Origin of the sequence: Paraburkholderia sartisoli (assembly GCF_900107685.1) — a bacterium.
In the GTDB taxonomy this organism is placed as follows: domain Bacteria; phylum Pseudomonadota; class Gammaproteobacteria; order Burkholderiales; family Burkholderiaceae; genus Paraburkholderia; species Paraburkholderia sartisoli.
In genome coordinates, this window is the sequence record NZ_FNRQ01000001.1 from 313,615 (window position 1) to 325,341 (window position 11,727).

Here is an 11,727-nt window from a genome sequence, read left to right on the forward strand (position 1 = left end):
GGATTGGCTTTTGCGAAGCCAGACAATTTGATTGTCTGCCACGCTAGCAGGCTGCCATCTCGGGATTGTCAAGAATTGTGGTGGCTCAACGCGTACGGCGAGACTCTGTATGGGACGCGCAATACAGTCAGAACATGCGCGAAGGAAATCGCCGACGCGACGTGCGGCTTGTCGCTGCGAATTCGGGAACTACCATCCCGAAACACAAATGGACGACTCAATCCAGCGCCGGCAACGCCCGCGGACGACGGTCGCTGTCGGTCGCGACATACGTGAGCGTCGCTTCGGTCACCTTCACGACGTGCTCGGCGAGGCTCATACGCTGCGCGTACACCTCAACCGAAACCGTGACCGACGTATTGCCCGTCTTCACGATATCCGCGTAAAAGCTCAGCAGGTCGCCGACAAAAACCGGCTGCTTGAACACGAACGAATTGACCGCGATCGTCGCGACGCGGCCGTTCGCGCGGCGGCTCGCCGGGATCGATCCGGCGATGTCGACCTGCGCCATGATCCAGCCGCCGAACACGTCGCCATGCACGTTCGAATCCGACGGTTGCGGGACGACACGCAGAGCAGGCGGCTTTTGCGGGAGTTGGAGATTTTGGGTCATCGTGACATCCAGGGAGCGGGTTGGCTTCGTGCCGGCTGGCTTCGCTTCATACGGAAGAGACACGCTTTTCGCGCCGTCGGCGTGGCCGGTGCCCGGCCAGCGCGGCGAAAGCGGCGCCAGCCGGCTTCTGCGACAATAGGAAGATCAGGAATTGTACGGGAAAGCGCACAAGCCGGAAGCCTGCGGGCAGGCGCACTCCGATACAGTCGATCCCCCTCCCCACAGCCGACCTTCATGCGCCGTTATTCCGCCTCGTCCGAGCCTTCGCCGATCTCGACCCAGCCGCGCAACGACTGGCAGACGATCCTCTCGCTGCTGCCGTATCTCGCGACGTACAAGTGGCGCGTGACGTTCGCGCTCAGCTGCCTGATCGGCGCGAAGGTCGCGAACCTTGGCGTGCCGATCGTGATGAAGCGGATCATCGACAGTCTCGTGTCAGTGCAGCACCTGACGGCGCTCGGGCGCGCGGATCACGCGCCAGGCATCGTGCTGCTAGGCGGCGTCGGGCTGCTCGTGGTCGCGTACGCGGTGGTGCGGCTGTCCACGTCGCTTTTCACCGAACTGCGCGAAATCCTGTTTTCGAAGGTGACCGAAAGCGCGGTGCGGCAACTCGCGCTGAAAGTGTTCCGGCATCTGCATGCGCTCTCGCTGCGGTTTCATCTGGAGCGGCAGACGGGCGGCATGTCGCGCGACATCGAACGCGGCACGCGCGGCATCACGCAGCTCATTTCGTATTCGCTCTACAGCATCCTGCCGACGCTCGTCGAAGTCGGGCTCGTGCTGGGATTTTTCGTCGTCAAATACGAGGCGTATTACGCGATCGTCACGTTTATCGCGCTCGCCGCGTACATCACGTTCACCGTGAAAGTGACCGAATGGCGCACGCATTTCCGTCGCACGATGAACGACCTCGATTCGCGCGCGAATTCACGCGCCATCGATTCGCTGCTCAACTACGAAACGGTCAAATACTTCGGCAATGAAGAGTGGGAAGCGAAGCGCTACGACGAAAACCTGAAGCGCTATCGCGCGGCGGCGATCAAGTCGCAGAACTCGCTGTCGGCGCTGAATTTCGGCCAGCAGACGATCATCGGCACGGGCCTCGTGTTCATCCTGTGGCGCGCGACGCAAGGCGTCATGGCGGGCAAGGTCACGCTCGGCGATCTCGTGCTGATCAACACGTTCATGCTGCAGCTCTACATTCCGCTGAATTTCCTCGGCGTGGTGTATCGCGAGCTCAAGCAGAGTCTCACCGATATGGACCGCATGTTCACGCTGCTCGGCGCCGCGCAGGAAGTGCCCGACATGGAGAACGCGTCCGCGCTCACCGTGCGCGGCGCGCAGGTGCGGCTCGATCACGTGAATTTCTCGTACGAACCCGAGCGCCAGATTCTGCACGACGTGAGCTTCACGATTCCGGCCGGCACGACGACGGCGGTCGTCGGACATAGCGGCTCGGGCAAGTCGACGCTCGCGCGCCTGATGTTCCGCTTCTACGATCTCGACCGCGCAACGGGCGGCGCGATCACGATCGACGGCCAGGATATCCGCGACGTGACGCAGGCTTCGCTGCGCGCGTCGATCGGCATCGTGCCGCAGGATACGGTGCTCTTTAACGACACGATCTACTACAACATCGCCTACGGCCACCCGGCGGCGACGCGCGACGAAGTGATCGCGGCGGCGCGCGCGGCGCACATTCACGATTTCATCGAAGGGCTGCCGAAGGGCTACGAGACGCCGGTGGGCGAGCGGGGCCTGAAGCTGTCGGGCGGCGAGAAACAGCGCGTCGCGATTGCGCGCACGATCCTGAAGAATCCGCCGATCCTGATCTTCGACGAAGCGACGTCCGCGCTCGACTCGCGCTCCGAACGCGCGATCCAGCACGAGCTCGACCAGATCGCCCGCGAGCGCACGACGCTCATCATCGCGCACCGGTTGTCGACGGTCGTCCACGCGCAGCAGATTATCGTGATGGATCGCGGACGGATCGTCGAACGCGGCACGCATGCGGAACTGGTGCGCGCGGGCGGTCTGTTCGCGCAGATGTGGGCGTTGCAGCAGCAACGCGCGGAACACGCGGACGAGGCGGCGGAGCCGGCAGCCGAAGCGGGCAGCGCCGGGCACTGACGCGCGATAGCCGTGGATTCGCGCCTCGCGATCAGGCGCAGGTGAATGCCGCCGCCGTGGCTGTTGCAACCCCGTCGCGCGACGACAGCGCGGCGCGGCCACGGCTCGCTAGCGGCGTGCCGTGAGCGTTTTGTCGAGCGCCTGCAACTGCGCCGGTGTGCCGACGTTTTCCCACAATCCTTCGTACAGTTCGCCCGTCGCGCGCCCATGGGCGATCGCGTCGCGGTAGTAGGGCTTCAGCGCGCGGCGCGTGCCGGGTTGCAGGTCGCTGAACATCCGCGTGTCGTACAGCCCGATGTTGCCGAACGTGAAACGCGGCGACGCATCGAGCGAAAGCACGCCGTCGACAAGCCCAAAATCCCCCGCCGGATGAAACGCCGGATTCGGCACCATCACGAGATGCATGCCCGGTTCGGGCAGCGTGGCGAGCCGCGCGGCGTGAGCATCGAGCGTGCCGTAGTCGAAATCCGCGTACACGTCGCCGCTGACCGCGACGAAGATTTCCGGCTTGCCCGCGTCTTCCAGCAGCGGCCGGGCTTGTGCAATGCCGCCCGCCGTCTCCAGCGCTTCGTCTTCAGGCGAATAGCGCAGCGCGACGTTCCAGCGCGAGCCGTCGCCGAGCGCGGCTTCGATCTGCTCGCCAAGCCACGCGTGATTGATCACGATGGTGTCAAAGCCGGCCCGCGCGAGCCGCTCGACCTGCCACTCGATCAACGCGCGGCCGCCGGCTTCGAGCAGCGGCTTGGGGCGCGAATCCGTCAGCGGACGCATCCGCTCGCCGCGTCCCGCGGCAAAAATCATCGCTTTCTTCAGGGAATTCACAGAGGGGGCGGTCCTGGGTGAAGAGGCTCAGAACGTATAGCCGACGTCGATGGCGCGGCCTTCCAGCTGGTCGAGCAGCTTCGCGAACGGTCCGAGCGGACGATACCGTTCGGCCACCTTGCGCGCGTAGCCGATAAAGCGCGGCAGGTCGGCGAGGTAGTGCGGCTTGCCGTCGCGATAGTTGATCCGGCAGAAGAGCCCGAGCACCTTGATATGCCGCTGCAGGCCCATCCATTCGAGCTGGCGGAAGAATTCGCCGAAATCGGGATCGACCGGCAGGCCGGCTTTTTTCGCGCGCTCCCAGTAGTACACGAAGCAATCGAGCTCGAACGCTTCGTCCCAGCTCAGAAACGCATCGCGCAACAAGGAGGCGACGTCATACGTGATCGGGCCGTGGACGGCGTCCTGGAAGTCGAGCACGCCCGGGTTCGGGGTCGCGATCATCAGGTTGCGCGGCATGAAATCGCGCAGCATGAACACCTGCGGCTGCGCCCGCGCGCTCGCCACCAGCAGCGCGAACGTGCGATCGAGCACGCCACGGGTGTTGTCGTCGACGGCCTGGTTCAGATGCCGTTCGATAAACCACTCCGGCATCAATTCCATTTCGCGGCGCAGGAACGCCTCGTCGAACGGCGGCAGGACGCCTTCCCGCGATGCGAGCTGCCAGCGGATCAGCGCATCGAGCGCGTCGCGCATCAGCGTGCGCGGGACGGTGCTGCCGGCTTCGATCCGGGCTTCAACCCGGGCTTCAGCCTGGGCTTCGACCTGGGCGCCGGTCAGGGCGTGCAGGTACGACTGCGTGCCGAGATCCGTGACCAGCATGAAGCCCGCGTCGAAATCGACCTCGAGCACGCGCGGCACGTGGACGCTCGCCTGCGCGAGCAGTTGCGCGATCTGCGCGAACTCGCGGCACTTCTCGGGTGGCGGCGCATCGACCGCAATCAGCGACGCGCCATGTTCACCGCGCGCGGCGAGCCGGAAATAGCGCCGGAAACTCGCGTCCGACGAAGCCGGCGCGAGCGAGGCCACATCGAGGCCATAACGGTCGGCATGCGGGCGAAGCCAGGTGGTGAGCAGATCCAGACGGCGGTCGGAGGTAGGCGAGGCGGCGGCGCTGGCGCCGGAAGGCGTGGAAAAGGTCATGAAAACCCGAGGCAAATTCTGGGGGGCAACGTCTTGCCATATAATACCCCACGACTTTTTTGACGCGACTTGCGCCAGCTTTTCGCCCATCCCGTTTGACCGTCCGCCTTGTCGATCGACAGATTGTGCTTATTGGCCTGCATTCTGGCTGACATGGCCCGATTGCGCAGGCGGCGGACAGTAATGGCGTGGGCTGGCGGCGGGTCGATTCGCCAAACGATACATGCCGCCCAGACAGCTTTTCCGAACGACACCTTCTTGTGACGGCGTACCGCGCAAAAGGCGGCTCGTCGCGGCGTTGATCGCCGTGCCGGGCCTGATGCCCGCGCTTGCGCACGCCCAGCTGGTCGGCGACGCCGCGCAGGCGCAGCCTGTCGACGCGCCATGGGGCCTGCGGCTCGCTCCCCAGCTCGAGGAGCACCCGGTCGCGGGCGGCCAGCGGCCCGCCACCTTCGTGCTCGGCGATTCCACCACGGGCACGGGCGGCCAGGACATGGCCGCGAAGGGTTCGGCCGAGGTGCGCCGCTATACGTCGGTGATCAAGGCCGACGCGCTCCATTACGACGAAGACACCGACATGGCCGACGCCTACGGCTCGGTGCACGTCATCAACAACGGCATTTCGTTTGCCGGCCCCGAGGCGCACATGCGCGTCGAGGCGAGCGAAGGCTACATGCCCGCGCCGAAGTACCACTTCAACGTGACGGGCGGCTCCGGCAGCGCGGAGCGCGTCGACATGCTCGACAGCGAGCGCACCGTGTTCTCGCACGGCACCTACACGGCGTGCCAGTGCGAGACCGACCCGGCGTGGTACATCAAGGGCACCGAATTCGATTTCGACACCGGCTCGGACGAAGGCGTCGCGCATAACGGCGTGCTGTTTTTCCAGGGCCTGCCGATTTTCGCGAGCCCGTGGCTGTCGTTCCCGCTGTCGGGCGAGCGGCGCAGCGGTTTTCTGCCGCCGGTCGCGTCGCTCAGCTCGAACAACGGGTTCGAGCTGTCGGTTCCGTATTACTTCAACATCGCGCCGAATCGCGACCTGACGCTGACACCGCGGATCATCTCGAAGCGCGGGGTCCAGACGCAGGCGTCGTTCCGCTATCTGTCGCCGACTTACAGCGGCACGATCACCGGTGAATTCCTGCCGCACGACGCGATCACGAAGACCGACCGCTACGCGATCTACCTGCAGCACAACCAGAACTTCGGCAACGGATTCGCCGGGTACGTCTATTACAACAAGGTTTCGGACAATACCTATCCGGAAGACCTTTCGTCGACGTCGAACCAGTTCCTGAACGGCACGCAGCTGCTGTACCAGCAGGAAGCCGGCCTCACGTACAACAACGGCCCGTGGTCCGTGCTCGCGCGCGAGCAGCACTGGCAGACGCTCGAACCGTCGGTGCCGCCGTATTCGCGCGAGCCGCAGTTGAACGTGAAGTACACGAAGTACAACGTCGACGGCTTCGACTTCGGTGCGGAAGCCGACTACACGCGCTTCAAGATCACGCAGGACAACGCGACCGAAGGTCAGCGGTTGATGTTCAACCCGTACCTGTCGTATTCGGTCGTGGGGCCAGGTTACTTCGTCACGCCGAAGGTGCAGTGGCACTTCGCGTCGTACGATCTCAGCAACATCGGGACGGGCGCGCCGGCCGGACAGCCGAAGAATTTCACCGAGTCGATCCCGACGTTCAGCTTCGACACCGGGCTGGTGTTCGACCGCTCGGTGCGGCTCTTCGGCGAGGATTACATCCAGACGCTGGAGCCGCGGCTCTACTACGTCTACACGCCGTATCGCAACCAGCAGTTCGCGCCGCTCTTCGATACCGCCGATTCCGACTTCGGTCTCGCGGAAATCTTCACGCCGAACACGTTTGTCGGCGGCGACCGGATCGCGGATGCGAACCGGCTGACGGCCGCTCTCACGACGCGCTTCATCAACCCGGCCACCGGCGACGAACGCGCGCGCTTCGTGATCGCGCAGCAGTATTACTTCCAGGATCAGCGCGTCACGCTGCTGCCGGGTCAGTCGACCGCGCAGGCGACGCATTCGGACCTGATCGCGGGCGCGTCGCTGAAGCTCGGGGCCGGTTTCGCGTCGGAAACCGCGTTCCAATATAATGCCGACAACAATCAGCTGACCAAAACCAGCGTCGGTTTCGGCTTCAGTCCGGCATCGGGCAAGGTGATCAACATCGCGTACCGCTACACGCGCGCGAACACCACGCTCGACAACCAGCCGATCAACCAGATCCTGGTGTCGGGGCAGTGGCCGCTGACGCATCGTGTCTACAGCGTCGCGCGCCTGAACTACGACCTGGGCGGGCACCGGCTGGTCGACGGCCTGATCGGCCTGCAATACGATGCCGATTGCTGGACGCTTGGCGTTGGTTTTCAGCGTTATGCAAACGGGCTGAACACATCGGGTACCCAGACGTCGAGCACGAAGTTCCTCGCGCAGCTGACGTTGAAGGGCTTGTCGAACGTCGACAACGGGCTGATCTCGGCGTTCCGCGCCAGCGTGCCGGGTTACACGCCGCTGCCGACGGGCACGCCGCCTCAGTCGCGTTTCACCAACTACGAATGACCGTCGTCCGGTCATTTATAAAATGCGAAAAAACGGGCGGGGCGCGCCCGACATCACTGGAGTATCTGTGGCAATCATGAAAAAGCTTCGCCTCGCAACGCTCGCAGCGGGTCTCGCCGCCGTGGCGTCCTTTCTGCCGGTTTCATCCGCTGAGGCACAGGCGCTCGGCAACAATAACGGCGCGACAGTCGACACGATCGCAGCCGTGGTGAACAACGGGGTCATCACGCAGCGCGAGCTCGACCAGCGCGTCGGCCTGATTTCACGGCGGCTCACGCAACAGAACGCACCGGTGCCGCCGGCCGACCAGCTGCGCACGCAGGTGCTGAACCAGATGGTGCTCGAACGCATCCAGCTTCAGCGCGCGAAAGAAGACGGCATCGTCGTCGACGACGCGGCCGTGCAGCGCACGCTCGAGCGTCTCGCGCAGTCGAACGGCCTGACGCTCGACGTCTACCGCTCGCGGATCGAGGCGGAAGGCGTGCCCTGGACCGTGTTCACGAACGACGCGCGTACGGAACTGACGCTCTCGAAGCTGCGTGAGAAGGAAGTGGACAGCAAGGTCACGGTGACGGACGGCGAAGTCGCGAACTACATCGCGAGCCAGCGCGGACCGAACCCTGGCCAGACCAGCGACCTGCACTTCGAGCACATCCTGCTGAAGGCCCCGCAGAACGCGCCGGAAACGGACATCGAAGCGGCGCAGCAACGTGCGCAGGCGCTGTTGCAGCAAGCCACCGGCGGCGCGAATTTCGAAAGGCTCGCGAAGTCGAACTCGCAGGCGCCCGACGCGGCGAAGGGCGGCGACATGGGCTTCCTGTCGCAGTCGAAGCTGCCGCCCGAGTTCGTCACGGCGGCCTCGACGCTGCGTCCGGGCGAGGTGAGTCCGTCGGTGATCCGCACGGCGGACGGCTTTGAAATCGTGCGCCTCGTCGAGCGCCGCAACTCGCAGGGCTCGGCTTCGGCCGACGCATCGAAGCTCGTGCAGACGCACGTGCGCCACATCCTGCTGCGCGTCGGCGACGGCATGTCGGAGCCGCAAGCGCGCCAGAAGCTGCTCGATATCAAGCGTGAAATCCTGGAGAGCGGCGGTGACTTCGACAAGTTCGCGCGCACGTATTCGCAGGACGGCTCGGCGCAGCAGGGCGGCGATCTCGGCTGGATCAGCCCGGGCGAAACGGTGCCGGAATTCGAGCGCGCGATGAATTCGCTGAAGGACGGCCAGATCAGCGATCCGGTGCGCAGCGAGTACGGCTATCACCTGATCCAGGTGCTGGGCCGCCGCGAAGCCGAGGGCTCGATTTCGCATCAGATGGATCTGGCGCGTCAGGCAATCGGCCAGCGCAAGGCCGAGCAGGCCTACGCCGACTGGCTGCGCGAACTGCGCGACACGGCGTACGTCGACTTCAAGATCGACCAGCCGGGCGCGCAGTAACGGTCACGGTCATGACACCCTCCGCCCAGCCGCAAGGCGCCCCGCTGCAGATCGCGATCACGACGGGTGAACCCGCCGGTGTCGGTCCCGAACTGACGGCGCAGGCGCTCGCGGCTGCGGCGGCGCATTGGCCCGACGCACAGTTCACCGTGCTCGGCGACGCAGCGCTCATCGCAGAGCGCGCCCAGGCAGTGGGCGTCGACTGGGCCGCGCTCACCGGCGCGCGCGCGGGCGGCCGCATCCGGATGCAGCACGTGCCGCTTGACGCGCCGTCGCAGGCCGGCAGGCTCGACGCGGCGAACGGCCGTTACGTGCTCACGCTGCTTGACCACGCGATCGACGGCGCGCTCGCGCACACATTCGATGCGATCGTCACCGCGCCGCTGCAAAAAAGCACGATCAACGATGCCGGCGTGCCCTTCACCGGCCACACCGAATATCTCGCGGAGCGCACTCACACACCGCGTGTCGTGATGATGCTCGCGGGCACCGGCCAGCGGCCGCTGCGCGTCGCGCTGGCCACGACGCACCTGCCGCTGAAGGACGTGTCGGCGGCGCTCACGATCGACGGTCTCGTCGAGACGCTGCGTATCATCGATCACGATCTGCGTCATCACTTCGGCATTCCCGCGCCGCGCGTTCTGGTCACCGGGCTCAACCCGCACGCGGGTGAAAACGGTTATCTCGGCCACGAGGAAATCGACGTCATCGCGCCGGCGCTGAAGCGGGCAAACGAAGCGGGCATCGACGCACGCGGCCCGTATCCCGCCGACACGCTGTTCCAGCCGCGCTATCTGAAAGACGCCGACTGCGTGCTGGCGATGTTCCACGATCAGGGCCTGCCGGTCCTGAAATACGCCACGTTCGGCGAAGGCATCAACGTTACGCTCGGCCTGCCGATCATCCGCACTTCTGTCGATCACGGCACCGCGCTCGATCTCGCCGGCACGGGCCGTGCGGACGCGGGCAGCCTGATCGCCGCCATCGACACCGCCGTTTCGATGGCGCGCCATCGTCGCGCGGCCTGAACTCTTTTTTACTGTTTTTTCGATGTCCAACAGCCCAGGCAGCAGACAGCATCAGGGCCATTTCGCCCGCAAGCGGTTCGGACAGAATTTTCTGGTCGACATGGGCGTGATCGACTCGATCGTCGACGTGATCGCGCCGAAACGCGGCGAACGCATGGTCGAGATCGGGCCGGGTCTCGGCGCGCTCACCGGTCCGCTGATCGAACGCCTTTCGACGCCCGAAGCGCCGTTGCACGCGGTGGAACTCGACCGCGACCTGATCGCGCGTCTCACGAAGCAGTTCGGCGACCGGCTCGAACTGCACGCGGGCGACGCGCTCGCGTTCGACTTCGGCACGCTCGCCGTGCCGGGCGACAAGCCGTCGCTGCGGATCGTCGGCAATCTGCCGTACAACATTTCGAGTCCGCTGCTGTTTCATCTCACGACGTTCGCGCCGGTGGTGATCGACCAGCATTTCATGCTGCAGGACGAAGTCGTCGAGCGCATGGTCGCGGAGCCGGGCAGCAAGGCGTTTGGCCGCCTTTCCGTGATGCTGCAGTATCGCTACGTGATCGACAAGCTGCTCGACGTGCCGCCCGAATCGTTCCAGCCGCCGCCGAAAGTGAATTCGGCGATCGTGCGCATGATTCCGTACGCGCCGCACGAGTTGCCGGACGTCGACGTTCGCACGCTCGGCGAAGTGGTCATGGCCGCGTTTTCACAGCGTCGCAAGATGCTGCGCAACACGCTCTCGGCGTATCGCGACGTCGTCGATTTCGATGCGCTCGGCTTCGATCTGCAGCGTCGCGCGGAAGACGTGCCGGTCGACGAATACGTGCGCGTCGCGCAGACGGTGTCGGCTTCGCCGAAAGCGCGACCAGGCGGCGCGGAACCCGCGTAAACGCGCGCGTTTTACGCCGGGCGTCGCTACCTGAAACGCTTTAGCGTTTCAGGTGGTGCGCCGGAGCGCGGGCGCGTTCACGAGCGAGATGCCGGCGAGCACGAGCACGGCCGCCATCAGAAACCGCAGGTTGAACGATTCGCCGAGCAGCAGCACGCCGAACGTCACGCCGAAGAGCGGCGTCAGAAACGAAAACACCGAGAGGCGCGACGCCATGTAGCGCGTGAGCAGCCAGAACCAGACCAGATAGCTGACGAACGCGACCACCACCGCCTGATACGCGAGACTCGCGACCGCGAGCGGCGTCACCGTCGCCACGTGTACCTGCCCGAGCGGCACGGATAGCGCCAGCAGAACCACCGCCGATACCGCCAGCTGATAGAAGAGCGTCTTGCTCGCGCTCGTATGCGCGAGCTTCGTTGCGCGCACGACGACCGTCGTCGCGGCCCATGCGACGCCGCCGAGCACACCTAATGCATCGCCCGCTACGCCCGCCAGCATCGCCGCATGGCTCTCCGACCCGGCGCGCGCGAAGCCGTCCGCGAACGCGAGCGCCATGCCCGCGAACGCGGTGATGACGCCAGCCCACTGAATGCGCCGCATGTGTTCGCCCGCGACGAACCAGTGCAGCCCGAGTGCCGTGAAGCACGGCGCCGTGTACAGAAAGACCGCCATGCGCGAGGCGCTCGTGAGCGTCAGGCCAAGAAAGATGCAGACGAATTCGCTCGCGAACAGCACACCCGCGAGCAGTCCGGCACCGAGCGTGCCGTCGTCGCGAAAGAGCGGCGTGCCGCGCAGCCGTGCCCAGCCGTACACGAGCACGGTGGCGATCGTCGAGCGCAGGCCCGCCTGGAATATCGGTGGAAGTGCGGCATTCGCAGTCTTGATGGCGACCTGCTGAAAGCCCCAGATCGCGCACAGCAAGACCATCAGCAGAATGGCAGCGGTGTCGGGTGGACGGCGAGCCGCAACGGCGCCGGCGCTCATCGTGCGGCCCGCACGGCACACGTGGCATGCGCGGCACGTGTAGCACGTGTGGCGGCAAGCGCCTTTGCGCATGCTGTGGTGCAAAAACGCAGGATCATG

Annotated in this window: 9 protein-coding genes; 5 read left to right on the top strand and 4 right to left on the bottom strand. The window is 65.2% G+C overall.

What is annotated here, in order from left to right; genetic code table 11:
* Nucleotides 1–217: 217 nt before the first annotated feature.
* The gene (locus tag BLV45_RS01470) at nucleotides 218–613 is read right to left on the bottom strand and encodes an acyl-CoA thioesterase (protein ID WP_090527941.1); all 396 of its coding nucleotides are present in this window, start codon (nucleotides 611–613) and stop codon (nucleotides 218–220) included.
* Between the two features lie 234 nt (nucleotides 614–847).
* Between BLV45_RS01470 and BLV45_RS01475 the strand changes: the two genes are divergently transcribed.
* Complete coding sequence (locus BLV45_RS01475) at nucleotides 848–2,743, top strand: ABCB family ABC transporter ATP-binding protein/permease (protein WP_090527944.1); 1,896 nt, start codon at nucleotides 848–850, stop codon at nucleotides 2,741–2,743.
* Nucleotides 2,744–2,851: 108 nt separating this feature from the next.
* Here BLV45_RS01475 and murU read toward each other — a convergent pair whose 3' ends face one another.
* A complete protein-coding gene (gene murU, locus BLV45_RS01480) occupies nucleotides 2,852–3,544 on the bottom strand; it encodes an N-acetylmuramate alpha-1-phosphate uridylyltransferase MurU (RefSeq protein ID WP_090530931.1) in 693 nt (230 codons plus the stop codon).
* Between the two features lie 48 nt (nucleotides 3,545–3,592).
* Entirely contained in the window at nucleotides 3,593–4,708 is a 1,116-nt protein-coding gene (locus BLV45_RS01485; protein ID WP_245753092.1) for an aminoglycoside phosphotransferase family protein, read from the bottom strand.
* 223 nt (nucleotides 4,709–4,931) lie between these two features.
* Here BLV45_RS01485 and BLV45_RS01490 point away from each other — a divergent pair, with 223 nt between their 5' ends.
* The 4 genes from BLV45_RS01490 to rsmA all read left to right on the top strand — a co-directional run bounded on the left by BLV45_RS01490 (nucleotide 4,932) and on the right by rsmA (nucleotide 10,641).
* Nucleotides 4,932–7,298: an LPS-assembly protein LptD gene (locus tag BLV45_RS01490; protein ID WP_090527949.1), complete on the top strand. Its 2,367-nt coding sequence runs from the start codon at nucleotides 4,932–4,934 to the stop codon at nucleotides 7,296–7,298.
* 67 nt (nucleotides 7,299–7,365) lie between these two features.
* Complete coding sequence (locus BLV45_RS01495) at nucleotides 7,366–8,733, top strand: peptidylprolyl isomerase (protein ID WP_090527952.1); 1,368 nt, start codon at nucleotides 7,366–7,368, stop codon at nucleotides 8,731–8,733.
* Between the two features lie 11 nt (nucleotides 8,734–8,744).
* Nucleotides 8,745–9,761: a 4-hydroxythreonine-4-phosphate dehydrogenase PdxA gene (gene pdxA / locus BLV45_RS01500; RefSeq protein ID WP_090527955.1), complete on the top strand. Its 1,017-nt coding sequence runs from the start codon at nucleotides 8,745–8,747 to the stop codon at nucleotides 9,759–9,761.
* A gap of 22 nt (nucleotides 9,762–9,783) precedes the next feature.
* The gene (gene rsmA / locus BLV45_RS01505) at nucleotides 9,784–10,641 is read left to right on the top strand and encodes a 16S rRNA (adenine(1518)-N(6)/adenine(1519)-N(6))-dimethyltransferase RsmA (RefSeq protein ID WP_090527958.1); all 858 of its coding nucleotides are present in this window, start codon (nucleotides 9,784–9,786) and stop codon (nucleotides 10,639–10,641) included.
* Between the two features lie 48 nt (nucleotides 10,642–10,689).
* Here rsmA and BLV45_RS01510 read toward each other — a convergent pair whose 3' ends face one another.
* Nucleotides 10,690–11,628 (bottom strand): DMT family transporter, encoded by a 939-nt coding sequence (locus BLV45_RS01510; RefSeq protein ID WP_090530933.1) that lies wholly within the window; start codon nucleotides 11,626–11,628, stop codon nucleotides 10,690–10,692.
* Nucleotides 11,629–11,727 lie beyond the last annotated feature (99 nt).

What these genes read in the sequence shown, in the direction of transcription:
- BLV45_RS01470 (WP_090527941.1), bottom strand. Translation starts at nt 613, where the DNA reads ATGACCCAAAATCTCCAACTCCCGCAAAAGCCGCCTGCTCTGCGTGTC.
- BLV45_RS01475 (WP_090527944.1), top strand. Translation starts at nt 848, where the DNA reads ATGCGCCGTTATTCCGCCTCGTCCGAGCCTTCGCCGATCTCGACCCAG.
- murU (WP_090530931.1), bottom strand. Translation starts at nt 3,544, where the DNA reads ATGATTTTTGCCGCGGGACGCGGCGAGCGGATGCGTCCGCTGACGGAT.
- BLV45_RS01485 (WP_245753092.1), bottom strand. Translation starts at nt 4,708, where the DNA reads ATGACCTTTTCCACGCCTTCCGGCGCCAGCGCCGCCGCCTCGCCTACC.
- BLV45_RS01490 (WP_090527949.1), top strand. Translation starts at nt 4,932, where the DNA reads ATGCCGCCCAGACAGCTTTTCCGAACGACACCTTCTTGTGACGGCGTA.
- pdxA (WP_090527955.1), top strand. Translation starts at nt 8,745, where the DNA reads ATGACACCCTCCGCCCAGCCGCAAGGCGCCCCGCTGCAGATCGCGATC.
- rsmA (WP_090527958.1), top strand. Translation starts at nt 9,784, where the DNA reads ATGTCCAACAGCCCAGGCAGCAGACAGCATCAGGGCCATTTCGCCCGC.
- BLV45_RS01510 (WP_090530933.1), bottom strand. Translation starts at nt 11,628, where the DNA reads ATGAGCGCCGGCGCCGTTGCGGCTCGCCGTCCACCCGACACCGCTGCC.